Origin of the sequence: Pseudoalteromonas sp. BSi20311, assembly GCF_000239875.1 — a bacterium.
GTDB lineage: Bacteria > Pseudomonadota > Gammaproteobacteria > Enterobacterales > Alteromonadaceae > Pseudoalteromonas.
The window spans coordinates 17097-42456 of sequence record NZ_BADU01000057.1 but is presented as its reverse complement, the minus strand read 5'-3'; the positions used below and the strand labels follow the sequence as shown (position 1 = coordinate 42456).

Genomic DNA, 25360 nt, shown 5'->3' with positions numbered 1-25360 from the left:
TAGCAAAATAGCACTCAGATACTTCAATCGTACCCGAGAGGCTTAGTTTATTGCGCCTTTGACTGTTTTTGTTGCAAGGTCCACATATGAGCATATTCACCATTTTGCATGAGTAATTCATCATGTTTACCTTGCTCTACCACTTCTCCCGCCTTGAGCACGATAATAGTATCGGCATCGGTAATTGTTGATAAGCGGTGCGCAATAACAATACTGGTATGGTTAGAGGCTACTTCTCGCATAGCGTTTAATATGGCCTGCTCAGATTGTGAGTCGAGCGCGGAAGTGGCTTCGTCAAAAATTAAAATCGGCGATTGTTTTAAAATAGCGCGAGCAATAGCAATACGTTGTTTTTCGCCGCCAGAGACTTTTAGTCCGCGTTCACCGACTAAGGTTTTATCGCCTTTATCTAGGCTATTAATAAAGTCTGTTAGATGCGCCATGTTTATGGCTTTGTTTACTTCATCTTCACTGGCGCTAGGTCTGCCATAGTGAATATTTTCGCGTATGCTGGTATTAAATAACACAGTATCTTGCGGCACTATGGCAATAGCTTTACGCAAACTTGCTAGGGTGACCGTGTTTATGGCTTGATTATCAATTTTTATAGCGCCTGATGAAAGTTCATAAAAACGATATAACAAGCGGGCTAACGAGCTTTTACCTGCGCCACTAGCACCTACAACCGCTACCTTAGCACCAGGGGTTACATGAAAACTGACGTTCTTAAGAATAGGGCGTTTGCTATCGTAGCTAAAGCTGACATTTTCAAAGCTAATTGCCCCATTTTTGAGTGCTAATGGTTGCGCGGTTTCGCTATCTGCTACTTTGGGTGAGGTATTTAATAACCCTAGCATGTTTTCAAGGTCGGTAAGGGCACGGCGTATTTCCCTATACACAAATCCCAAGAAGTTAAGCGGTAAAAATAATTGGATCATATACGCATTGATCATTACCAGCTCACCAATCGTTAACTCGCCGGTAACCACTTCATTGGCTCCAAGCCACATTAATGCGGTTATGGCACATGCAATGATCAGTGCTTGCCCTGAATTAAGCGCCAGTAACGAGAGTCTGTTTTTTAATCGTGCTTGTTCCCAGGTTGCTAAAAATGTGTCGTAAGTTTGGGCTTCATGCTGTTCATTATTAAAGTATTTTACGGTTTCGTAATTTAATAGGCTGTCGATGGCGCGGGTGTTACTTTGGTTGTCGGCAGCGTTTGACTCACGAATAAAGCGGTTTCGCCATTGGGTAACCGTCACGGTAAAAAAGATATAAATAGCCACAGCAAGTAGGGTGATCAGTGCGAACCAAATAGAAAATAAGGTGCCAAAAATAATCGCTACGGTCATTATTTCAAACAACGTGGGCACAATATTAAACATTAAAAACGCATTAAAAAGCTTAAGCCACTGGTGCCGCGCTCTATGTCTCGACTTATACCGCCAGTTTGTCTGTCTAAATGAAAGGCTAAATCTAGCGAGTGCAAATGTTTAAACACTTTTAGGCCAATATCTCGCATGGCATGCTCGGTGACTCGCGAAAATACCGCATCGCGTACTTCACCCAAAAATACGCTAGCAAAGCGCAATGCGCCGTACATAACGAGTAATAAAGTAGGAACGAGTAGTAGTGGGTTAATTGATTTATCAACCGAATCAATTATTTCTTTTAAAGCCCATGGCATGAGTAATGTCGCCCCTTTAGCACCGACTAGCGCTAATATGGCAATCAGCACACGGCCTTTAAATTTAGTGATATAAGGCCAAAGAGTTTGAATACTTTGTTTTAAATTCATGGCGTCGGGGCGTTTTACTGAACTTTGTCTGGAGCGCATCGAGGATCTCAGTATTTGTTTTTATATAAATTAATTAGCTTAAGAACTGCTATTGTATTTTAATTAGCTGCCCTTATATACTAGCTATCCTTTATTTTAGTTTTAAATGACCAATGTTTAAATTTCGCGTTTTTTTCGCTACATGCTTGTTTTTTGCTGCACTCTTTAGTGTGCAAAGCCATGCTATGGGCGTAAAGCAGGGTTTAGGCAGTAACTTAAGCAGTCTTACCGATATTGTTAATGTTGACCATTTAACTAACACTCCTACACCTACAAAATCGCTTGGCAATTTAAAGCACAAAAACTCAAAGCATTCTGATTTTGATGCTCATCAACCTAGGTTAACAGCCAATAACTCATTTTTATTTCTGCATAGTGCGCAGGGCGATCCTGAATACGATGTAGTGCATGAGTTTTTTGCCCTAAATGGCTGTAGGCATATTTTTTTGCGACCGCAAGCAGTTACTATAAGTCAGCCTTGGTATACTAGGGTATTTAAAAGTAAAAAGTCGCGCTTGAGCGGCTGGAAAGACGCTAATCTGTTATACACCGCTGTAACCACCTACCACGCATAAAGTTCCTTATTTAATGTTAATTGGTTTTAACGCATCGCGTTTTGACCTGCAGATTAATTGTGCCTAATAGGTACGTTACTGGGCTATGCCTAGTAATAAGGAATAACTATGTTAAGTCTAAAAAAAGAGAAAAAGCCATTTAAGGCTAAGTTTAAATTGAGCTATGTAGCCATGCTGATTGTATTAGTGTTACTAGCAATAAGCGCCTTACCTAATTTATACCCGAATAAGTCGTGGTTGCATGTTAGTGCAACTTCTGAGGTTAAAGCACAAGCATTGCCTAGTACTGAAAATCTTGTACGCTTTTTAAATAGCCAAGGTTTTGAAGTGAGTGAAAGTTTAAAAGACCAAGCAAATATTAATGTACTTTTAAATACACCTACGCAAAGTGCGCAGGCTCAAGCGGCTTTAAAATCAAACTTTCCAAACACACAAGTTAAAATTGTTGAACATGCAACCAGCCCTATTTGGTTACAAGAGTTTGGCTTATCGCCTATAAAGCTGGGTCTTGATTTAAACGGCGGGGTATTGTTTGTACTTGATGTTGATTTAAATAAAGCCATTGATGAGCAATTGCTCAGTGCATATCAACAAACAAAAGCCATTATTGTTAAGCAAAAAGCCTATGGCGTTAAAGCGAAGCAGACTAATCAGGGCTTTGAAATAAGTGCGCTTGAGAATGCTGGCGATAAGCTAACAGTTGTCATAAAAGAGCTTAAAAGCCGTTTTGAAAACCTCACTACAACCACATCAACTAATGGCAACTTACAGGTCGTTGAAATTAGCTATTCTGAGCAAGGGCGCAGCGCATTTGATAAAGAAGTGATGAGCCAAACACTCACCACACTTCGCTCACGTATTGAAGAGCTCGGTATAACTGAGGCCGTTACACAGCGCCAAGGTAAGCAGCGCATTCGTATTGAGCTACCTGGCGTGCAAGATCCAGCTGAAGCAAAACGCATAATTGGTGCAACCGCGTCATTGGGGTTTTATCAACTTAAAGAGAGAGGCGGGCAAACATTTAATTTGCAATCGGGTGGGACTATTAAGCTCGACCCTGTGCCTATCTTTACTGGTGAGCATATTAATAATGCCAATATTGGCCGTGATGACTGGGGTAAACCTTTAGTACAACTGAGCCTAGATAGCCAAGGTGGCGATGCTATGTCGGCGTTTTCTAAGGCGAATATAGGTAAGCCGATGGCAACGCTCTATTCAGAGTATTCACAAAATGCTAAAGGTGAAGTGGTTAAAAAAAGCGAAGTCATTAATGTGGCGAATATAGCCCAGCATTTAAGCTCGCGCTTTAGTATAACCAATATGCAAAGCCAGCAAGCGGCTGCCGATTTAGCGCTATTACTCCGTGCGGGGTCGCTTATGGCGCCAGTGACCATAGTACATGAACAAACTATTGGTCCAAGCCTTGGCCAAGACAACATTAACAATGGGTTGGCGGCGTTAATGTTAGGCATGGGGTTAACGCTTGCCTTTATGGCGCTGTGGTATCGTCGTTTAGGGCTTATTGCAAATGTTGCGTTAGTTTTAAATTTAACGTCTTTAGTGGGGTTAATGTCATTATTACCTGGGGTGGTTTTAACACTTCCTGGTATTGCAGGTTTGGTGCTAACCATAGGAATGGCAGTTGATACTAACGTGATTATATTTGAACGCATTAAAGAAGAGCGCCGCAAAGGACGTCCTCCATATCAAGCGATACAAGAGGGCTATAAACAGGCAGCGAATACGATTTTAGATGCCAATATTACCACGATGATCACCGCGATTATTTTATATGGCATAGGTTATGGCCCTGTAAAAGGCTTTGCTATAACGCTGGCGCTGGGACTTATCACATCGGTATTTACTGGTGTGTATGTATCGAAATATTTAAGCCAAAGCTTATATTTAAAGCTGGGTAAAAAAGCAGGAGTAAACGCGCATGCTTAATTCTTTTTTAAAATGTGAGGCAGGGTCTCGTATACGTTATACAGGCATGCTGATCAGCGCCATATTTGTGTTGTTGTCAGTATTCACCATTGCACAAAAAGGGCTAAACTTTGGCCTTGATTTTACGGGTGGTTACTTAACAGAGTTTACCACCAGCCAAGGTGTTGAACTAAAACAGCTTGAGCAATTTATTGCAAAAAATCATCAGGGTGAATTTGAGCTAACAGCACAGGGCAATAATCATTTTCAACTAACACAAGGCCCCAATAATACAAGCAATAACGATGACTGGAAAACGGCTATAATCCAAAACCCAACTATAAATGCTGAGGTTTTATCATCGGCTTATATTGGCTCTCAAGTGGGTGATGAACTATTTGAACAAGGCTGCTTAGCATTATTTGCTGCGATGGTCGCGGTAATGATTTATTTAGCTGTTCGTTTTGAATGGCGTTTGGCATTAGGCTCTGTGGTGGCTTTATTTCATGACTTAGTGCTGGTGGTTGGCTTATTCTCATGGTTACAAATAGAGTTTAACCTAACTATTTTAGCCAGTTTGTTGGCGATTATTGGCTACTCATTAAATGACTCAATAATAGTTGGAGATAGGGTGCGCGAGCTGTTGCGCATACCAACAAACATCACACTCAAACCAAGCAGTATTATCAACAGTGCTATTAAAAGCACCTTAACTCGTACGCTTATTACCTCCGGGACTACGCTCGCAACGGTGGCAAGTGTTTGGCTGTTAGCAGGGGCGCCGCTTCAGGGATTTGCAATTGCTCTGTTTGCAGGAATAGTCGTAGGCACGTTATCGTCCATTTGTATTGCTGCAACATTACCCGAGCTACTTGGGTTAAGTGCTAAAAACTACGATAAGCAAGTGGATCAGCAAACGCAGGCATTAATGGATATGCCATAGGCTTAAATCAGCATTGTTGTTACACAGCAAAGGGATAGTGTTAGGTGTAGCAACAATGCTAATACCAACCTACATAAATATTTGAACAATTTAACGAATTAAATCCCCCTATAACGTTGTTAAAATTTTTTCATTTAGAACAACTAGATGTCAAAAATTTTGCCTAGTTATAGAGCAATTTTCTTATCGTTAAAATAGGTCCCATATCCAAGCAGATTGGTATAAAATAGCAAATTATTTTTATCGAATTGAGTGAATTCTCCAAATGAATAAAGCCCATGTTACAGAGCACCTGCGTTTTGCCTTAGAAGAGCAGCTCAATACTGCGAAAATTGCAGCTCAAACAGCCCACGATACCGCGACCCACGAAGAAAGTATTGCAGAAACTCAATATGATACGCTCGGGCTTGAAGCTGCGTATTTAGCGCAAGGTCACGCTGATCGGGTGAATGAGTGTTATAAAGAAATACAACTATTTGAAGCCATCTACAACGACGCCGTTACAGGCACAATAGCAGTCAGTTCATTGGTGTGTTTAGAAGATGATGCAGGCACACAAAAATGGTTTTATTTAGGCCCTGCAGCTGGTGGATTAACCGTTGATATTAAAGGCACAACTATTCAAGTACTTACCTCTGGTGCACCATTAGGCCAACAGTTATTAGGTAAACAAGTCGATGATGAAGTTAGTTTAACACTCGGTGATGTAAAACATAGTTACGATGTGGTTAAAGTGCTTTGAATGTAGTATTTATTTGTCTCTTACTCTGAGACGCAGCATCTCGTAGGCCTCTTTGTTAAATAATTGCCTGAAACTTAAAGAATAAAATTAAAGATGAGCCGTTTATGAACTTAGTTTTGGTTAATGATATATTTGGTAAAACAGCGGCTTTAAAAGCATTAGCTGAAGAGCTAAACGCTCAGTCTATTGTCGAACCCTATGGCGGGGTGGATATGGCATTTTACAATGAACAGCAGGCCTATGAGTATTTTAGTCAGCATATTAGCCTTGATGAGTATGTCGCTATTTTACAAAAAGCGATTAAACCACTCGCTGGTAACATCATATTGATTGGTTTTAGTGTTGGCGCATCGGCAATTTGGTCAATGTCTGCACATCCGGCGATTAAAACGATAGTTTAGGGCATTTGTTTTTACAGCTCGCAAATTAGGCACCATACAGACTTACAACCACAGTTTGAGATTGAACTTATACTTCCGCATTATGAACCGCACTTTGATGTTAAATCACTGCACGTTGAGCTGGCAACAAAAGCTAATGTTAATGTAAAGCATGTTAATTACTTACATGGTTTTATGAACCCACACTCAAGTAACTTTAATCAAAATGCTTACGATCAAACATTAACTGTGTCATCTAATAAGCTAATATAATAAACTAGTTAAGGAGTGTTTATAACTCGATGTTAGCCGGTTTCACTCAATCACAACTAAGGCATTTATAGCGTGAACTTATAAGATTTGCTTGAGTCTGATAATCATTAACGGATAAGCAGTTAAATAAAGGACATAAATTTAAGGGAATATTATGGAGATAGGGATTTTTACCGTCACAATTACGGGTGTTTTACTCACGGCTTTATTTATAAAGTACTTAACGTTTAGGCCTGAGCGTGTTTTTTCTGATATTGGAGAAAACGTTCTACTTTGCAAAAAACCTCACTGGTTCAATAATAATAAAAGTAGAATGCAGCTTATTCCTAAAGGGGCGATAATTAAAATACAGCTAGCGTCAAATACCGTTACTTTATTTTGTAAAAGTGGCAATGTTATTGATATACCAGTGCCAAACTCAAAGTTTACTGCCGATGTTTTGCAAAGCGCAAAATCACACTTTTACAAAGCAGAAGTAGTAATACTAGACAACTAACACACCACTATGAGAACTGAATATAGATTTTCAATTTTTTAAAAGGCGCTGAAAATCAATTAGTTAAAGTGTATGTCAGTTTGTTAATGCAATAAAGCGCCAAGATTACACTGGTTATTGCTGTATTTAATTGTTTATCTCAATGGGTTTAGGCTTTTTTAACAAATTTAGCCGTCACCATCATTTCACCTATGCCATCTACTTTACAGTCAAGCTCATGATCTTTTTTATCAAGTACACGTCTTACTAAGGCCTTGGTGCCAATTTTAATAACTTGTGAGCTACCTTTAATTTTTAAATCTTTGGCAACGGTTACTTTGTCACCATCGGCTAGTAAAGTGCCGTTTGTATCTGTTACCAAAATAGCGTCTTCATCGCTTGTATTATTTGGATTCCATTCATAGGCACATTCTGGGCATATAAGCAGTTGTTGGTCTTCGTAAACGTATTCACATTGGCACTTAGGGCAAGCGGGAAGAGACATGATGATCACTTTTAGTGGTAAATTTTGGCTATTTTAAAACACAAATTAACAATAAAAAAGTTCATCAAATATTTTTATCTTCACGCTAAAAATATCTCGTTTGTGTGGATGTAAAAAAGGGCTTATAAATCACCTGTCGCTTAAGCAATTTAAGCGCTAACGTTTATAGTAGATATTCGTTAAAGCACCTATCGTATTAAGTGATTTGCTATTTGCTGCACTTAGTGCGATAGGTGTTTCTATTTGCTGTTTTATTCGCTGAGCTAAGTGATTAGCAAGGCTGCTTTGTATATTTTGACTTAACTAGGAAAAGTCGTGTTTAAAACCTTAATTGTGGTTGATAACAATGAGCAAACGCTTGCTCTTTCATTTGAAAATGTCATTACATTTGACACCTATTTACGAGATTACCCCAAACGCAACGAACCAAAAACCCGCATAATAAATCTATGTGATGCTAGCCAGTATTTAAGTAAAGGCTATTACTGTTCGTTACTTGCTGAGGCACGCAAGCATCAAGTATTACCGAGTGTAAAAACAATTAACGCGCTTCGAAGCAATCAAGCGTCATTACAAAATATTGGCCATATTGATGGTGCTGTTTATTTTGGTCACGCGGGAAATGAACAACAAGCTAAAGCCGCTAAATCGGTATTTAAACAATATCCAGCGCCTATTTTATTTGTAGATGAGCAAGGCCTATTACAACAAGGATCATTAGCGTCCTTGAGCGAGCAGCAACACACTGATTTTGTTGAAAAACTAAATGAGTTTACCCAAACACAGTGGCGAATTGGTAAAGTAGAGCGCCGTTTCCGTTGGGATATGGCGATATTGGTTGATCATAACGAAAAAGTACCGCCAAGTGATAAAGATGCAATAGCCCGTTTTATAAAAGCAGCAGCGAAACATGGTATTAACGCAAAAGCACTCAGCTTTGAGGAAATAGACAATATTGCCCAATTTGATGCGTTGTTTATTCGCCAAACAACAGCGATTGATCACCCAACCTACCGTCTTGCAAGTAAAGCGCAAAGCTTAGGTTTAGTGGTGATTGACGATGCGGAGTCTATTTTACGATGCTGTAATAAAGTGTACTTACATGATGCATTTAATTATCAGAAAGTACCGAGCTTAAAAACCGTGGTGGTGGCAGAACAATCAAAAGACACAATTGAGCAACTAGAAGCGTCGTTTACTTATCCGCTGGTATTAAAAATGCCAGAAGGGTCGTTTTCAAAAGGCGTGTATAAAGTTGCTAATCGTGATGAATTAGAAGCTAAGCTTAGTGAATTATTTGCTTTAAGTGCGTTAGTTCTGGCGCAAGAGTACATGTACACAGAATACGATTGGCGTGTAGGGGTACTTAATGGTCGTGCTATTTATGCGTGTCGTTATTTAATGGCGCGTAACCATTGGCAAATATATAACCATGACGCAAAACGCTTTTTCTCTGGTGGCTTTGAAACATTACCTACGTTTGAATTACCTAAAGCTGTACTGGATGCTGCTTTAAAAGCATGTAAAACCGTGGGTAAGGGTTTATACGGTGTGGATGTAAAAGAGCATCAAGGCCGTGCGTATGTGTTGGAAGTAAACGATAACCCAAGTATTGATCACAAAGTAGAAGATGGTTACTTAGGTGATGAGTTATACATGATCATTATGGATGAGTTTAAACAGCGCCTTGAAGCACGAGGTCGCGGCTAATGCTTAACGCATTGTCTGATATAACGATTTTTGCAGGAGCGGGTATTAGTATTCGCCCTGCAAGCGCGAGTGATTTAAACGCCTTAGTGGCGCTTGAAAATGCCTGCTTTAGTAACGATAAGCTTAGTGCGCGAAGTTTAAAGCGTTGGCTTAGTGCTAAACATGGGATTTTATTAGTTGCCGAGCACAATGCGCAATTATGTGGTTACGGTTTGGTGTGGTGCCATAAAGGCACGCGGTTAGCGCGTTTGTATTCGTTAGCCGTATTACCGACGATGCAGGGCAAAGGAATCGCTAAAACGCTGCTTAAAGCGCTTGAAAAAGTCACTAGTGAGCGTGGGCGTATTTATTTGCGTTTAGAAGTGGCGGTAAATAACGACAGTGCCATAGGGCTTTATAAAAGTGTAGGGTATCGTGTTTTTGGTCAATATAGTGATTATTACGATGATCACAGTGATGCCTTGCGCATGCAAAAAAACATTCGCCAAACCAGCGAATTGCAAGTTGAGCGTTTAACGCCATGGTATCAGCAAACCACCGAGTTTACCTGTGGACCTGCTGCGTTATTAATGGCAATGGGCTCGCTTGATAACAGCACAGAGCTGAGTCAGTCACATGAATTAGCCTTATGGCGTGAAGGCACCACCATTTTTATGACCTCGGGACATGGCGGTTGTCATCCGTTTGGCTTGGCATTGGCTGCAAATAAACGGGGATTTAAAAGTGAGGTCATTGTTAATACCTCAGAGCCATTATTTTTAGATGGGGTACGCAGTGATAATAAAAAAATGGTGCTGGCGACAGTACATCAGCAATTTGTTGAAGGCATAGCCTCGGCTAATATTCCTGTTACCTATAAAGATGTTGAACTAACCGATATAGAAACGTGGTTAAACCAAGGTTTTAGTGTGTTACTGTTAATAAGCACTTATCGGTTTGATGGAAAAAAATCACCGCATTGGGTATGTGTTACTCATTTAGATGCGCACTGTGTGTACGTACATGACCCGTTTTGCGAACCAGGTAACGACAATCAATTAGCGATTGACTGTCAATATGTGCCAATTGCACGCAGCGATTTTAGTAAAATGTCGGCTTTTGGTAGTCAAAGGCTTAGAACGGCAGTTGCTATTGGTAAAAAATAATAGATTAGGATTTTAAGTGACATTTTTAGATTTTATCGATGTAGCCCCATACTCGTGGGCAGCTATTGGTACGGCGGCTTTTTGTGGTGCTATTATTGGTATAGAACGGCAATTGCGTGGCAAACCTGTAGGTATTCGCACATCAGCGTTAATAACCTTAGGTACATATTTGTTTTTATCAACGGCGTTTAACTTACAAGGAGATGTGATTGATCATTCTCGTGTAGTGGGGCAAATAATCACGGGTATTGGCTTTTTAGGCGCAGGCGTTATGCTAGCAAAAGACGGTGCAGTAGTAGGGGTTACCTCCGCTGCCACTATTTGGGTGCTCGCGTCTATTGGGGTGATGATAGCAACCGAAAACTTAGGTGCTGCAATTAAGCTTTCTATATTGGTGGTTGGTATTTTATATGGTGTTGATGTGCTCGAAGCTAAGTTTAAAAGCCTCAGCAAAGGTGTGCATGCTAAAGTAAAAAGTTATCACAAACGTTATTATCGAAAAGACAGTATAGATAGCGAACGCCACTAAATAGTGGCGTTTTTATGCGGGTAGTGCTTTGTTTTGGAAGCTAAGCGCATCTTCAATTGGTGCGGGGCGGCCAATAAAATAACCTTGTACACTGTCTACATTGAGTATTCTTAACGAGTTGAGTTCTTCTGCGGTTTCGATCCCTTCGGCAACAATGGTGCAGTCGATTGCTTTTGCAAATCCACACAGTGCTTTTGCCAGTAAAAATTTACGATCGTCTGTGTTTATATTTTGAGTCAGGCTAATGTCTAATTTTATAATATCGGCCTCAAGCTCTAGTATGTGCTGAAAAGAGGAAAAGCCAGCGCCTACATCGTCAATGGCCAAGCGCAGACCTTTGTTTCTGAGAGGCCTAAGTGCTGCTCGCATTTTTTCGTAGTTTGAGATTGGCGAATGCTCAGTAATTTCTAATACTAGCCTAGTGCAGTCAATGTTTTGTAATGTATTTTCAAGTGCACCGCTAAGAATGTGCGAAGGCGAGCAATTAATGGCAATGTAAGTTGTATCATTTAACTGTGCCATGTCTGCGACTGCATTTTTAATAGCGAGCATTTCTAATGCTTCATTTAAGCCAACCTTACTTGCTTCTTTAAACCATATATCAGGGGTTTTATAAGGAGTGGTAAAAAACCGAGCAAGTGATTCAAAACCTACAACTTTATTATTTAGTTGACTATAAATAGGCTGAAAATAGATACTAATATCATTATCGCTAATAATTTGCTCAATAGTTGATTTTGTGTGGTTGTACGATACGCTTTTATCTAAACTCTTTTCAATTAATCCGGTCGCTATTTCTGAAATAATATTTAAAAAAGATAAATCGCGCTCATTTAAGCTCTCATCATGGTGTGATTTATAACAACAAAACGTACCATATAATTTCCCGTTCGACAGGTTGATAGGTACACCTATATATGCCCCTATACCTAATTTTTTTGTAACCGGCATCGCTTTGGTTATTGGGTTTGCTTTGGTATTAGTAATAATAGGGCTAAGCTTGTTGTCGGTGATTTGTTGGCAATACGTTTCATTAATCGGATCGGCATTACCCACTTTAACAATTTGGTTTTCAGAGGGGTTATCGACCACTTTAAAAACACGCTCATCGTTAATAAATTCAGATATAAAAGCAACATCCATATCTAAATGTTTACGAACCAAAGTGAGTAAGTTAGCTAGTTTAGCCTTAATGGATGCATTGTTGTGTTGTTCGACAAGCAAATTGGTTAATTCATCCATCGGCTATCTCCCTATGTTAATACCACTACACCTAATGAGTAATACTATAATTTATATATATAAAAAGATCTAATCAAGGCCTATCAATCTTTGTTCACGCATATTTAAATTTAGGCTAATATTAGCTGTTATAGTAAGTAGGCTTACATATAAGTTGTAGTTATTATCTATTTTTTAATCCTAGGCTGATATGCTTGAAGTTTATGGGAGGTAATAATTTAAAGGGATATTAATGCATCAGCATTCATTTGATAAAACAGAATCAGTCAGATTAACCGTATTCAAAAATATAAGCTTAATAATTACATTAGTTGCTTTAGTTGTCGCTTACGTTAATGTGTTTATGAGTAAAAATTATGTTTTGGGCTTTATTGAACTTGCATTAGCTTTTTTTTGTATTTATACGTATCACCAAACGAGAACAAATCGCTCTAAATTATGGCATCGCTATGCTGTTATTTATACTTACTTTGCAGTTGTGTTGCTTGCTATCACCGCAATTAACTTAGAGACTGGCATATCGCATTGGGTGTGTACTCTTCCTGTATTGGTTTGCTTATTGTTTGGAAAAAAGCATGGCTTTATAAGCAGCTTTAGCTTTTTGATTACGTTGTTACTGCTGTTTTATGTGATCGACAAACGGTTAGTTGAAATAAATTTTAAGCTCATCATTAATCTTTCGCTGACGTATATTATTGTGTGGGGTGTTTCACATGTTTTTGAATCGATGAGAGCCTCTAATCAAGAGGAAATTATTAATTTAGCATTACGCGACAGCTTAACGCAGGCTTATAACCGGCGTGCTTTTAAAAGCCATTTTCATAACCATATCGACTTTTCTAACCCCTATTGTTTTGCCTTGGCTGATCTGGATTTTTTTAAAAAGTAAACGATAAATATGGGCACGATGCCGGTGATGCAGTGTAGGTGCAATTAACGCAGTTATTTAAAAAACATTTAGGCGATGAACATGTTTATCGTTTTGGCGGTGAAGAATTTACATTGGTGGTAAATGACGACATAGAGGTCGCTATAATCACAATGGATAAGCTAAGAACTGACATACAAAATCATCAATTTACTTATATGCAGAGCACGTTAAACATCACTATCAGTATTGGCTTGGTCGGTATTGATGCACATGAGCATACTCACCTGAGTGAAATTTTAAGATTAGCCGATAATTATTTATATTTAGCTAAAAACAACGGTCGAAACTGCGTTGTCAACGGCCTGAATAAAATATCAAACAAGGGCAAAGAAACATTAACCAAATAACTTTCGTCTGACTACTTTTCTGTATTCGCTCGGGGTTTGGCTCAATACCTTTTTAAACACACGGGTCAAGTGTCCTTGATCGTTATAGCCAACTTCTAACGCGACTTCCTGAATTGATAAGTTTGATGAGGCCAGTAATTCTTTTGCACCTTCAACACGTAGCTGCTGCCAATACTCTATAGGGCTTTGATTTGTAGCAAGTCGAAACCTGCGTGTAAACGTGCGGTAGCTTAAGCTAAATTGTGCCGCGACTTCTTGTAAATCTAACTCACTAGATAAATTAGTTTTTAACCAAAATTGTATTTGTGCAATAAGTTCATCAGCATGTCGGTTAACGGCGCCTTCTAAATAGCGTTGATCTTCGTAGGGTTTACGTATTTCATGTGAAAAGTTCCGCTCAACATGCTGCGCCGCTTCTTTACCATAGTATTGGCTAATAATATGAACAATAACGTCAGCTAAGGCATTTAAACTGGCTACCGTATACATGCGCTCTGATTGGGTAATAAAAAAATCAGGTTTTAAGCTAACGTTTGGATAATCTTGAGAAAATTGCTTGGCATAATGCCAGTGAGTGGTTGCAGGGTGACCATCAAGTAAACCGGCTTCTGCGAGCAAACAATTGCCGGTACCAACACCAATAATATGGCTTCCCATCGTAAAACTCTCATTGAGCCAATTAACTATTGGTTGATTCGTTTTAACAACCGGGCGTGGATTACGCCAAATACCCGGAACAATGATTAAATCGCAATAGGGGGCGTTATCACTGCTGCAATCAGGCACGATGGCTAAACCTGTTCTGGTTGCAATAGGAGCCATATTTTTAGCAATTAAATGAATATTCAGCGCTCTAAAGTGTTGCTTACTAGTGTGCCCTTTGGCGAACGCTTCACCTGCTCGGAGCATTTCAATTGGCAGGGTTAAACTAGTTACCAGTAGGTGCGAGTAAACAGCAATGGCTATATTTAATGGTGGATTTGTTGGGTTATTGCTCATTTAAATGCTCCGACCAGTTGTTTTTGGCCTTTTGTACTTAATATTTGGCTATTAAAGCACAAAGATGTGTGCGTAATCCATTTAAACTAACTTCATATTCTTATAACACGTTTTTTTTAAAGGTAAATTATGACCGCATTACCCGTCATTGTCGGCATGGGAGGCATTAATGCCGCTGGCCGTACTTCTTTTCACCAAGGTTATCGTCGTATCGTGTTAGATAGCTTAGAGTCTCAAGCTCGCCAAGAAACATTTTTAGGCCTTGCCACATTAATGAATTTAGTGAGTGCTGTGAATGGACAACTACAAGACATGCAAGGCAATAATGTTGAGCAAAGCGACATAGAAGCACGTTTTGGTGAGCAAATTATTGCAGGTACATTAATTCGTAAAATTGAAAAACAACATTTTGATGTAGATGCCACGCCATGGCAGCAAAAAATGACGTTAACCGCATCGGATGAAAACGCGATTGTGTTTGAAACACGCCGTCGTGATTTACCTTCGCCAGTTCCTGAAAGTTGGCACGTAGAAGAACTTGTAAATAAAAAAGTGAAAGTAACTATTGCTGCTCAATTTGATATTAAACATGATTCTACTCGTGATAACCCAATTAAATCTGCTGGGCAACTACCCACAGGGTTTGATCCGTCAATTATGTACAATAGCCGCTACCAACCTCGTGGTTTACAAGCCACTATTTTTGCTGCCACCGATGCAATAAAATCAACCGGACTTGATTGGCAATACATTATGAATAGTGTTGAGCCTGATAAAATTGGTACCTATTCAGCATCGGTTATTGGCCAAATGGACGATAAAGGCTTAGGTGGGTTAGTCAAAGCGCGCCAGCAGGGTGATCGTGTCAGCACTAAGCAGCTAGCACTGGGTTTAAATACAATGTCGACTGATTTTATCAATGCCTATGTTACGGGCAATGTAGGGACTACTTTTTCTACATCGGGTGCGTGTGCTACTTTTTTATATAACTTGCGCGCAGCAGTAAATGATATACAAGCGGGGCGCACACGTGTTGCAATTGTGGCAAGTGTAGAATGTGCGATTACCCCTGAAGTGGTTGAAGGCTTTGGCAATATGAGTGCGCTGGCTAATATTGAAGGTTTGCGCCGCTTAGATGATTTAAGTAATGACGATGAACCTGATTATCGTAGAAGCAGCCGCCCATTTGGCGAAAACTGTGGCTTTACTTTAGGTGAAGGCGCACAAGTGGCTATATTAATGGATGATGCGCTGGCACTTGAACTAGGTGCAGACATTATGGGCTGTGTGCCTGATGTATTTGTTAACGCCGATGGAGTAAAAAAATCAATTACTTCACCTGGGCCTGGTAACTACATTACCATGGCAAAATCGGCTGCACTTGCCAGTAGCTTACTAGGTAAAGAGGCATTACAGCAACGTAGCTTTATTTTAGCCCATGGTTCAAGCACACCACAAAACCGCGTAACTGAGTCGTTAATTTATCATAAAGTAGCGCAAACATTTGCAATAGATAATTGGAAAGTAACCGCCCCTAAAGCGTATGTTGGCCATACTATAGCACCTGCCAGTGGCGATCAGCTTGCCATTGCCTTAGGTGTATTTAGTCATAATATTATGCCGGGTATTACCACTATAGATAAAGTGGCTGATGATGTTTATGCAGATCATTTAGATATTCGTAACAGTCACTATGATTGTGGTGATATGGATATTGCATTTATAAATTCTAAAGGGTTTGGTGGTAATAATGCAACAGCCACAGTGCTTTCAGCAAAAGTAACGATGCAGATGCTTACTAAGCGTCATGGCGATGAAATGATGGGGCTCTATACCAGCAAACATGCAACGGTAAAAGAAGCACAACAGCACTATCAACAACAAGCAGATTTAGGTCAATACGCGTTAGTTTATCGTTTTGGTGATGGGCTGATTGATGAAAATGACATTGTTATTGATGAGCACAGCATTCAGCTGCCAGGCTTTGAAAAAGCAATTATATTCAATACAACAAATTCCTATCAAGATATGTTCTAAGCACACATACTTGTTAGCAAGGCGCTTTTTAGCGCCTTTTTTAATGACTAAAAACAACAGCGTAATAACTAAATATATTTAGCAATCAGGCTGTTTTTATTGCGATATTTCCAGTTTAAGTAGCGCTTAGCGAGTAAGGCGGTAAGCACAACCACTACAGCTATCATCGCCATGGTTGCAATATAACTCATACCATACCCTGATGGTAAGCCAACAAGGGTTTCACCATAGGTCATATCACTAAAGTTAAATCCAAGAGCAGGTATTAAAAGCCAACTGATAGCATGCAGCAAATACAAGTGAGTGAGGTAAGAAAACATGCTGGTTTTACCTAGGACTTGCAGAAAATTTTGCGAAAAACTAGCCTTTAAGTGGCTCAATAGTTTTAGCGCAATTAAACCAAGCCCTACAGTAAGTAACATAAATTGTAACGACAACGGATATTTAGTCGGATTTAAAAACGACATAATAGTCAGCAGTGGATCTGTATGTGTAGAAAACTGTGACATATCACCGTATAAATTAAAGCCGCGTAGTATTGAATAAAGTGCTAGGCAGCTCATACCCAAAATAAACGCGTAATTCATCACTTTTTTACTATAATGCTGAGATTTATAATATACACCTGCATAATAAGCCAAACACATGAGTCCAACAATAGGCGCAACGGGGTAGGTCGTTCTAATAGAAAAACCAAACGGCAGTGCTAATACATTTTTTTGATGAACGATAGACCACAGTGTATGCGCGATGGTGTTACTTTCAAAGGTAATACCATCTAATAAGTTATGACCAAATATCAGTATTAACCCAGCTATAAATACAGGGTATATACCTATTAAGCGAAGCAAGCCAAGCACCACAAAGCCCCAGCCAATCGCCCAAACTACTTGAGCATATAACATCGGGAAAAGAGGGTTAAAACTCCATGACCATGACACAATTGTAAACTCAAATAAAATAAGCACTAAGCCTCGAACTATTAAAGCGTTAGCAAACTGACGAGTACACGCGTATTTATGCTCTGTAATAGTGGCAGAGAGGCCTGCTAAAAATACAAATAATGGCGCACAAAAATGCGATATAAAGCGTGTGAAAAAAGTAAGCGCATCTGTTCCGGGTATGGTCATGGGATCAGTTACTGAATAATTTAGACAATAATACATGCCGTGATCTATCACCATAAATATGATGATAATGCCGCGTAATAGATCAATATGATGCAAGCGACTTTGCGACAAAGATAATGGCATAAAATACAATTAATAAGAATGAAAAAAATGAACTTGATTATATGTTATATTATATCAAAAGGCGAGTTTGAAGATTGAATTTAACAGGGTGATCGCATCAGCGCTAAGCAATTAATTATAATTTTCATTATTTAAATTTTTTAACATACCTAAGCGTTATGAAGTTTATTACTGCCAACAAAATAGCTATTTCATAGCGGCTGTACGCAATAGCGATACCAATTAAACCCATATTCCAAATACTCGCAGCTGTTGCTGTTTCAGATGTAGACTGGTTATTTTTTAAAATAGCGCCACCACCAATAAAACCAATACCTGTAATAATACCTTGTAACATTTTAGATTGCGCCTCTGCCCCCTCCAAAACTGACATAGCAATCAGTGCATAACCACAGGATGCGACGGCAACTAAAGGAAACGTTCTTAGACCTGCACCATTATGGCTATGCTCTCTATCATATGCCATTGGCAGGGCAAGTAAATACGCCATGCCAAGATGAATCAAGTTATCAATAATGTCTCTCCACTGTAAATCAATTTCCATTGCTATTTCCACGGATAAATTTTAAATAAGTAGCAAAAATTGAATCAAGGTATTAATTTAAATAAAATCAATATGTTACCTTTGTTTTATCGAGGGGGATGAGTGGCGTTAGCAATATTTACACAATAAAGTGCGTTTTTACCCAGCAATGAATTTCAGCTGCGTACCACACAAGCAAACTCTATTATGTAAAATTGTGGGGCTTACATATTTTTACAACACTCCTTTTTTAAGTCGTATATAATTTGGCTTATTTGCAACGAGAGTTTACATGCGTATTTTATTAATTATTATCTTTTTAAATATATTAAGTGGTTGCACAGTAATGGGTATATTTTTGGATGAAACGGCGAGATCCAATTCAAACATCAATAGCACTAATAGTTTTGTAAAGGATAAAGATGGTTTAAGTTTTAGCAAACTTGATTACGAAACTGATAAAGCCATATTTGAATTTATAAAAGGAGATGACGGTGTGATTAAAAAATGTAGGCAGGTTACTAAGGTCTTAAAAGAATGTGTAGAAGTAGATAAATCTACTCTACACAGTAATGAATCTAAGCCGATAAAAACTGATGATGAAATAATAAGTGTTGGTCTATAAAGCTACTAATAAAAAAGTAACTATGATCGTAGCCAGCGTGCATTTCGAGCTGCAGCGGATACGCTTTTGTATTAGCGATATCGACCAAATTTTGCGGCTTAAGCTGCTCTTCTAAAAAGTTATCAGCATCACCTTGGCTTACCAGCATAGGTAAATAGTTAGCTTGCTCGGCCTGTTGCATTAATTCGCAAGTATCGTAGTGTGCCCACGTTGTTTTGTCGTCACCTAAGTAGCCTGTAAATGCTTTTACACCCCACGGACACGCCATAGGATTAACAATAGGACTAAATGCCGAAGCGCTGGTGTACGATTGTGGGTTTTTAAGTGCAATCATCAATGCGCCGTGCCCGCCCATTGAATGACCACTAATTGCTTTTTTATCTGTAACAGGAAAGTGTTGCTCAATTAGTGCCGGTAACTCATTAACAACGTAATCATACATATTAAAATGGGTGTTGTAGGGCGCTTTTGTGGCATTAAGGTAAAACCCAGCACCTTGTGCAAAATCATAGCTGTCTTCGTTTGGCACGTTTTCACCACGTGGGCTCGTATCTGGCGCTACAATAGCGATACCCAGCTCCGCTGCTTTTTTAAATGCGCCTGCTTTTTGCATAAAGTTTTCATCGGTACAGGTTAAACCTGATAACCAGTACAGTACCGGCACCTTATTGGTTTCACTGGCGCCTGGCGGTAAAAAAACTGCAAAACGCATAGTACAACGAGTGCTTGAGGCGCTATGGCTGTATTGCTTATGCCATCCGCCAGCCACTTTAGCTGTTGAAATATTTTCTAACATAACAATCCTTAAAAGCCGTTACTTAATAGCAACGGCTTGTGATGGTAATTAAGTGAAATGAGCGTATTAGTAATGAATTACAGTACGAATACTTTTACCTTCATGCATTAAATCAAAGGCATCGTTAATTTCTTCTAGGCTCATGGTATGAGTGATAAAGTCGTTTAGCGCAAATTCACCCGCCATGTAACGCTCTACAATTTCAGGAAGTTGTGAGCGGCCTTTAACACCACCAAATGCGCTACCACGCCATACACGGCCAGTAACAAGTTGGAACGGACGAGTTGAAATTTCTTGGCCAGCACCAGCTACACCAATAATCACAGACTCTCCCCAACCCTTATGACAACACTCAAGCGCAGAGCGCATTACATCAACATTACCAATACATTCAAATGAGTAATCAACACCGCCATCGGTCATTTCAACAATGACTTCTTGAATTGGCTTGTCAAAGTCTTTTGGATTAATTAAGTCGGTAGCACCTAGTTTGGTCGCCAAGTCAAATTTAGAGGTATTAATATCAATACCAATAATACGGCTTGCACCAGCCATTTTAGCGCCAATAATGGCAGATAAACCAATACCGCCTAAACCAAAAATAGCTACCGTATCGCCCGCTTTTACTTTAGCCGTATTGGTTACAGCGCCCATACCGGTAGTAACACCACAGCCTAATAAACAAATTTCTTCTAACGACGCTTCTTTGTTTACTTTAGCCAATGAGATTTCTGGCAATACTGTGTATTCAGAAAATGTAGATGTACCCATATAGTGATAAATAGGCTCGCCATCTTTGAAAAAGCGAGTGGTGCCATCTGGCATTAAGCCTTTACCTTGCGTTTCGCGCACTGCTGAACACAAGTTTGTTTTACCTGAAGTACACATTTTACATTCACCACATTCTGCGGTGTATAAAGGAATAACGTGATCGCCAACTTCTACACTCGTAACGCCTTCGCCCACAGCATAAACCACACCCGCGCCTTCATGACCTAAAATAGCGGGGAAAATACCTTCAGGATCTTCACCTGATAAAGTAAAAGCGTCTGTATGGCATACACCAGTGGCAGTGATTTTTACCATTACTTCGCCTTTTTTAGGCATCATCACATCAACTTCTTCAACGCTTAAAGGCTGATTAGGGCCCCAGGCAATCGCTGCTTTTGATTTTATAAATTCAGACATGTGTATATCCTTTGTAGTGGTTTGAATATGAATTGTAGACCCATACTGTTTGGGTGATTAGGTTATTGTATTTGTTTCTCAGATAATGATAATCTTCAATTTAATAAAACACTTTTACAGTATGGTAATAATTATGCGTTGGGAAGGTATTGATGAGTTTATTGCTGTTGGCGAAGAGGGGAGTTTTACCCAAGCTGCACAGACGTTAGGTTTATCGGTTGCTCATATTAGCCGCCATGTTACAAAGCTAGAACAACGGTTAAATACGCAATTATTAACACGTACCACTCGAAAGGTTGTGTTAACCAAAGAGGGCGAGCAGTTTTTACACCAAGTTAAACATTTACAGCACGCAATGGACGAGGCCACTCAAGGCTTAGCATCGGTACAAACCTCACCTAAAGGTAAAATTAAATTAACAGCACCGGTTATGTATGGTGAAAGTTTTATTATGCCCATTGTGCATTCATTTATGCATGATCACCCTGAGGTAGAAGTAATCGCAACGCTCTCTAACGAGCAAGAAAACTTATTAGAGGGGGGCTTTGATTTAGCCATTCGACTAGGCCATTTAAAAGATTCAAGCTTAAAAGCGCGGCGCTTGAGCTCGCGACGATTTATTATGTGTGCTTCACCTGCATATTTAGCGCGTTTTGGTGAGCCTCACACTTTGGGGGAGCTTAATAATCATCAATGTTTAATTGGCAATAGTAGTTATTGGCGAGTAAATGAAAATAATCGTGATAAACATATTAAGGTAGCAGGGCGATTGCATTGTAATAGCGGCTGGGCACTCGTTGACGGCGCTATAAAGGGTTTAGGTATTGTTCAGTTGCCTGATTACTATATTGAAAATGAAATCAAATCCGGTCAGTTAGTACCTATATTAACTGCATACCAACCACAACAAGAGGGCGTGTGGGGTCTATATCCGCCACGGCAATTTGTGGCTACTAATGTGCGGGTATTACTTGATTACTTAGTAACAGGGCTGAAAGTTTAGCAGGGTTTACTGGCTTGTTTAAAATATAGCCAAGTATCAGATTTATAAATTATTTCGTACATTTATGGTGATATTCAATTGCGCTGAGTTCGTGCTACTATAACGCCACACTTTTGGCATTAATGTTTTAATTAATATGTTTCAACCTGTTAGCCTATTTATCGGACTCAGATATAGCCGCTCCTCTAAAGGCAATGCGTTTATTTCGTTCATTTCGTTTTTTTCTATTGCAGGTATAGCGATTGGTTTAATGGCGCTTTTTACGGTCAGTAGTGTAATGAACGGCTTTGAGAGTAGTTTAAAATCAAATATGTTGGGGCTTATTCCACACGTTGAAGTACAAGCCAAAGATCACTCCAAAGCGCAAATGAATTCGTTAAAACCTGCGCTTGAGCAATCACCGTATGTTGATCATGTTAGTTTGTACCGCCACGGTGAAGCCATATTGCAAACCAATAAAGATCTTCACGGGGTGTTATTACAAGGGCTTTACGACAATAACGGCTCGCTGTATAAAATCACCGACAAAATAGTCCACGGCAATTGGCAAAGCGTACTAAACAATAATTATAACATTGCAATAAGTCGTTATTTAAGCCGCAAACTTGGCGTTGGCTTAGGCGATAAGTTACGAGTAATTATGCCTAACGCATCTACGTACACCCCACTTGGGCGCATGCCAAGCCAACGTTTATTTAAAATTGCTGCTATTTATGAAACTGGCTCTGAAATAGACATGGGACTAGCATTTACCAGTGGCGTATCACTCCAACGGGTTTTAAAACTTAGCAACAATACGGTACCTAATTTAAGCGTGTCACTGCATGAGCCGTTTGCACTTGACCAGTTTATGCAAGACAGCCAACACATACTCAATGACTTTAAACTCACCGACTGGCGGAGCAGTCAAGGCACTTTATTTGCCGCCGTTGCGATGGAAAAACGTATTATGTCTATGCTCCTTGGCTTAATTGTGCTGGTGGCGGTATTTAATATTGTATCGGCACTGACCATGATGGTCAGTGAAAAACAAAGCGAAGTAGCAATCTTGCAAACATTAGGGCTCACACCAAGCCAAGTGCAAACCGTATTTATGGTACAAGGGCTCTATAACGGAGTAATTGGCACGGCCGTGGGCGCCTCTTTAGGTATTTTATTAAGCTTATATATAAATGAACTGCTGGCTTTGGTTGGTTTAAATTTACTATCGGGAATTTCACTCCCCGTCAAATTTGATGTGGTTAGTTTAAGTGTTATTGCCGTTTTAAGCTTAGCAATGAGCTTTTTAGCGACTTTATATCCAGCACGCCAAGCCGCTAAAGTAAACCCAGCAGAGGTATTACGTTATGAATGATTTAGTAATTAGTTGTGAAAAAATAAGTAAAGTGTACCAAGACGGGCAAAATCAGGTTGAGGTATTAAAAGGCGTTGATTTAGCCCTAACGCAAGGTGAAATGCTGGCAATTGTAGGCAGCTCAGGTTCAGGTAAAAGCACCTTGTTACATATTTTAGGCACCTTAGACACGGCCAGTGCGGGTAGTGCAAAAATAAAAAACCAAGACGTTGCTAAGTTATCTCGCTCGCAGCAAGCGGCTTTCAGAAATAAAAATTTAGGGTTTATTTATCAGTTTCACCACTTATTAATGGAATTTAGTGCGGTTGAAAACGTTGCCATGCCATTACTCATTAAAGGATTGAGCGCAAAAGAAGCCAATAAAAAAGCACTTAACATGCTAGATAAAGTAGGCCTTGCACACAGAAGTAGCCACAAGCCTTCGGCTCTTTCTGGTGGTGAGCGTCAGCGTGTTGCCATTGCTCGCGCTTTAGTGACAGAGCCTGCGCTGGTGCTTGCTGATGAGCCAACGGGTAATTTAGATAAGCAAAATGCGATTAAAATTTACGATTTAATTAATGAGTTAAATAAAAGTTTAAACACCAGCTTTGTGGTAGTGACTCATGATTTAGAGCTGGCTGATAAGCTGGGTAAAATAGCGTACTTAGATGATGGAAAACTATCAATAAAAGAGTCTAGCCATGTTGCTTAGTGCCTTTATTAGTAAACGCTTTAGAGCCTATTCAGGCCATAAAGATGAAAAAAATGCCTTTGTAAGTTTTATAGCCAAAGCATCCACTATCGGTATTTTACTTGGTGTTGCCGTGTTAATTGTGGCGTTATCGGTGATTAATGGGTTTGAGCAGCAATTAGTGCATCGTTTATTAAGTGTAGTGCCGCAAGTTGAATATGTTGCCCCAAGTAGGCCAATTGCCGATTGGCCCACTAAAGTCGAAAAGTTAAAACAGCAACCACACGTAACAGGCGCAGCCCCATTTATTGCCGTTAATGGTATGGCGCAATTTAAAAGCCAATTAAAAGCGGTTGAGATTCGAGGTGTTGAGCCTTCGTTGGAAGGTGATGTGTCAGCCATCAATCAATTTACACAAGGTAAATTAGTCAGCCAGTTAGCTGGTGATGATGTTATTTTAGGCAAGCAAATTGTTAAGCAACTTAACATCGCATTAGGTGATAATGTGACCTTGTTAATCCCACAAATTAGTGAAAAAGGCCAGTCATTACTTGCCCCAAAACGCGTTACCCTCACGCTTGCGGGCATTATAGAAATGGGTGGACCAATCGACAGCAGCGCTGCTTTTATTCATCTTAACAAAGCACAACAAACCTTAGGCTACGATCAAAGCCAAGTAACAGGATTACGCTTGCGTGTTGATGATGTGTTTTCGGCGCATCAAATAGCGCTTCGTGTTGGCCAAACCATTACCGATTACGTGTATATTTCGAGTTGGCTTAGAACGCAAGGTAGCTTGTATCAAGATATTCAAATGGTGCGCACGATTGTTTATATTGTGGTGTTTTTAATTATTGCAGTCGCTAGTTTTAACATTGTTTCGTCATTAGTGATGGAAGTGCGCGAAAAAGAAGGCAATATTGCCATTTTAAAAACCATGGGTGCCAAAGACAGTACTATTTTGGCTACTTTTGTAATGCAAGGCTTAACCCAAGCGTTTGTTGGCGTTGTTTTAGGCTCTATTATTGGAGTCATTCTAGCAATCAATATTAGTGAGCTCTTTACTTGGCTGAGTTTATTGCTGGGTGAAAATCCGCTAGAAGGTGTGTATTTTATCGAATTCTTACCGAGTAAATTAGTTTGGCAAGATATAGTGTTAACTGTTATTGCCACCTTTGTGCTTGCAATATTGGCGACGCTGTATCCAGCATGGCAAGCAACACGTGTTGATCCGGCAAAAGTATTGGGTAATTAAACACAGTATTTAATAGGGCGCTACGTGTAACTCTGATAAACTGCGCCGCTATTAAACAGCTTTTGTTTGCTGAGCACTTATTTACCTTGGGATTTAC

At 39.6% G+C, this 25360-nt stretch carries 24 protein-coding genes and 1 pseudogene; 17 read left to right on the top strand and 8 right to left on the bottom strand.

What is annotated here, in order from left to right:
- Positions 1–47 precede the first annotated feature (47 nt).
- A pseudogene (locus tag P20311_RS05435) lies at positions 48–1837 on the bottom strand (ABC transporter ATP-binding protein/permease).
- Positions 1838–1950: 113 nt separating this feature from the next.
- Between P20311_RS05435 and P20311_RS05430 the strand changes: the two are divergent.
- From P20311_RS05430 to P20311_RS05405, 6 genes are all read left to right on the top strand, one after another.
- Positions 1951–2412: a hypothetical protein gene (locus tag P20311_RS05430; RefSeq protein WP_036984887.1), complete on the top strand. Its 462-nt coding sequence runs from the start codon at positions 1951–1953 to the stop codon at positions 2410–2412.
- Positions 2413–2520: 108 nt separating this feature from the next.
- Positions 2521–4359, top strand: a complete 1839-nt coding sequence (gene secD, locus P20311_RS05425) for a protein translocase subunit SecD (protein WP_008110534.1) — start codon at positions 2521–2523, stop codon at positions 4357–4359.
- Positions 4352–5281, top strand: coding sequence for a protein translocase subunit SecF (gene secF, locus P20311_RS05420; RefSeq protein WP_008110532.1), 930 nt, complete (start codon positions 4352–4354; stop codon positions 5279–5281). Before secD ends, secF begins: the two co-directional genes overlap by 8 nt.
- A 265-nt stretch (positions 5282–5546) precedes the next feature.
- Complete coding sequence (locus P20311_RS05415) at positions 5547–6023, top strand: GreA/GreB family elongation factor (protein ID WP_008110531.1); 477 nt, start codon at positions 5547–5549, stop codon at positions 6021–6023.
- 104 nt (positions 6024–6127) lie between these two features.
- Positions 6128–6424 carry a hypothetical protein gene (locus P20311_RS19265; protein ID WP_008110529.1) on the top strand — a complete coding sequence of 99 codons (297 nt, stop codon included), beginning with the start codon at positions 6128–6130 and terminating at the stop codon, positions 6422–6424.
- 406 nt (positions 6425–6830) lie between these two features.
- Positions 6831–7172 (top strand): hypothetical protein, encoded by a 342-nt coding sequence (locus tag P20311_RS05405; RefSeq protein WP_008110527.1) that lies wholly within the window; start codon positions 6831–6833, stop codon positions 7170–7172.
- 148 nt (positions 7173–7320) lie between these two features.
- On the opposite strand, the gene P20311_RS05400 is transcribed toward P20311_RS05405, so the two are convergent.
- Positions 7321–7656, bottom strand: a complete 336-nt coding sequence (locus P20311_RS05400) for a zinc ribbon domain-containing protein YjdM (RefSeq protein ID WP_008110524.1) — start codon at positions 7654–7656, stop codon at positions 7321–7323.
- A gap of 315 nt (positions 7657–7971) precedes the next feature.
- On the opposite strand from P20311_RS05400, the gene P20311_RS05395 reads away from it, so the two are divergent.
- From P20311_RS05395 to P20311_RS05385, 3 genes are read left to right on the top strand one after another with little or no spacing between them, the layout of a single operon-like run.
- Positions 7972–9366: a RimK family protein gene (locus P20311_RS05395; protein ID WP_008110523.1), complete on the top strand. Its 1395-nt coding sequence runs from the start codon at positions 7972–7974 to the stop codon at positions 9364–9366.
- Positions 9366–10511, top strand: a complete 1146-nt coding sequence (locus P20311_RS05390; protein WP_008110521.1) for a GNAT family N-acetyltransferase/peptidase C39 family protein — start codon at positions 9366–9368, stop codon at positions 10509–10511. The genes P20311_RS05395 and P20311_RS05390 overlap by 1 nt, the downstream gene beginning before the upstream one ends.
- Positions 10512–10527: 16 nt before the next feature.
- Complete coding sequence (locus P20311_RS05385; protein ID WP_008110519.1) at positions 10528–11040, top strand: MgtC/SapB family protein; 513 nt, start codon at positions 10528–10530, stop codon at positions 11038–11040.
- A gap of 12 nt (positions 11041–11052) precedes the next feature.
- On the opposite strand, the gene P20311_RS05380 is transcribed toward P20311_RS05385, so the two are convergent.
- Positions 11053–12282 carry an EAL domain-containing protein gene (locus tag P20311_RS05380; protein WP_008110517.1) on the bottom strand — a complete coding sequence of 410 codons (1230 nt, stop codon included), beginning with the start codon at positions 12280–12282 and terminating at the stop codon, positions 11053–11055.
- A gap of 232 nt (positions 12283–12514) precedes the next feature.
- Here P20311_RS05380 and P20311_RS05375 point away from each other — a divergent pair, with 232 nt between their 5' ends.
- Positions 12515–13171 carry a GGDEF domain-containing protein gene (locus P20311_RS05375; protein ID WP_008110515.1) on the top strand — a complete coding sequence of 219 codons (657 nt, stop codon included), beginning with the start codon at positions 12515–12517 and terminating at the stop codon, positions 13169–13171.
- Positions 13172–13209: 38 nt separating this feature from the next.
- Positions 13210–13560: a GGDEF domain-containing protein gene (locus P20311_RS05370; protein ID WP_008110514.1), complete on the top strand. Its 351-nt coding sequence runs from the start codon at positions 13210–13212 to the stop codon at positions 13558–13560.
- Here the strand turns inward: P20311_RS05370 and P20311_RS05365 are convergent.
- Positions 13549–14559 carry a GlxA family transcriptional regulator gene (locus P20311_RS05365; RefSeq protein WP_008110511.1) on the bottom strand — a complete coding sequence of 337 codons (1011 nt, stop codon included), beginning with the start codon at positions 14557–14559 and terminating at the stop codon, positions 13549–13551. The genes P20311_RS05370 and P20311_RS05365 overlap by 12 nt on opposite strands.
- Positions 14560–14688: 129 nt before the next feature.
- Between P20311_RS05365 and P20311_RS05360 the strand changes: the two genes are divergently transcribed.
- Complete coding sequence (locus P20311_RS05360; RefSeq protein ID WP_008110509.1) at positions 14689–16596, top strand: beta-ketoacyl synthase; 1908 nt, start codon at positions 14689–14691, stop codon at positions 16594–16596.
- Between the two features lie 68 nt (positions 16597–16664).
- Here the strand turns inward: P20311_RS05360 and P20311_RS05355 are convergent, their stop codons facing one another.
- Positions 16665–17849, bottom strand: coding sequence for a DUF1624 domain-containing protein (locus P20311_RS05355; RefSeq protein WP_036984886.1), 1185 nt, complete (start codon positions 17847–17849; stop codon positions 16665–16667).
- A 127-nt stretch (positions 17850–17976) separates the two neighbouring features.
- Complete coding sequence (locus P20311_RS05350) at positions 17977–18393, bottom strand: MgtC/SapB family protein (protein ID WP_008110504.1); 417 nt, start codon at positions 18391–18393, stop codon at positions 17977–17979.
- Between the two features lie 271 nt (positions 18394–18664).
- Here P20311_RS05350 and P20311_RS05345 point away from each other — a divergent pair, with 271 nt between their 5' ends.
- Positions 18665–18997 carry a hypothetical protein gene (locus P20311_RS05345; protein ID WP_008110502.1) on the top strand — a complete coding sequence of 111 codons (333 nt, stop codon included), beginning with the start codon at positions 18665–18667 and terminating at the stop codon, positions 18995–18997.
- Here the strand turns inward: P20311_RS05345 and fghA are convergent.
- Both fghA and P20311_RS05335 read right to left on the bottom strand, forming a co-directional pair.
- Positions 18951–19793 (bottom strand): S-formylglutathione hydrolase, encoded by an 843-nt coding sequence (gene fghA, locus P20311_RS05340; RefSeq protein ID WP_008110501.1) that lies wholly within the window; start codon positions 19791–19793, stop codon positions 18951–18953. The two genes, P20311_RS05345 and fghA, sit on opposite strands and share 47 nt — an antisense overlap.
- A 66-nt stretch (positions 19794–19859) precedes the next feature.
- A complete protein-coding gene (locus tag P20311_RS05335) occupies positions 19860–20981 on the bottom strand; it encodes an S-(hydroxymethyl)glutathione dehydrogenase/class III alcohol dehydrogenase (protein ID WP_008110499.1) in 1122 nt (373 codons plus the stop codon).
- A gap of 130 nt (positions 20982–21111) precedes the next feature.
- Here P20311_RS05335 and P20311_RS05330 point away from each other — a divergent pair, with 130 nt between their 5' ends.
- The 4 genes from P20311_RS05330 to P20311_RS05315 all read left to right on the top strand — a co-directional run bounded on the left by P20311_RS05330 (position 21112) and on the right by P20311_RS05315 (position 25263).
- A complete protein-coding gene (locus tag P20311_RS05330; protein WP_029609976.1) occupies positions 21112–21984 on the top strand; it encodes a LysR family transcriptional regulator in 873 nt (290 codons plus the stop codon).
- A gap of 136 nt (positions 21985–22120) precedes the next feature.
- Positions 22121–23338, top strand: a complete 1218-nt coding sequence (locus P20311_RS05325) for a lipoprotein-releasing ABC transporter permease subunit (protein ID WP_008110495.1) — start codon at positions 22121–22123, stop codon at positions 23336–23338.
- A complete protein-coding gene (lolD, locus tag P20311_RS05320) occupies positions 23331–24029 on the top strand; it encodes a lipoprotein-releasing ABC transporter ATP-binding protein LolD (protein WP_008110493.1) in 699 nt (232 codons plus the stop codon). The genes P20311_RS05325 and lolD overlap by 8 nt, the downstream gene beginning before the upstream one ends.
- Positions 24019–25263 (top strand): lipoprotein-releasing ABC transporter permease subunit, encoded by a 1245-nt coding sequence (locus P20311_RS05315; protein ID WP_008110491.1) that lies wholly within the window; start codon positions 24019–24021, stop codon positions 25261–25263. The genes lolD and P20311_RS05315 overlap by 11 nt, the downstream gene beginning before the upstream one ends.
- The last annotated feature ends 97 nt before the right edge of the window (positions 25264–25360 follow it).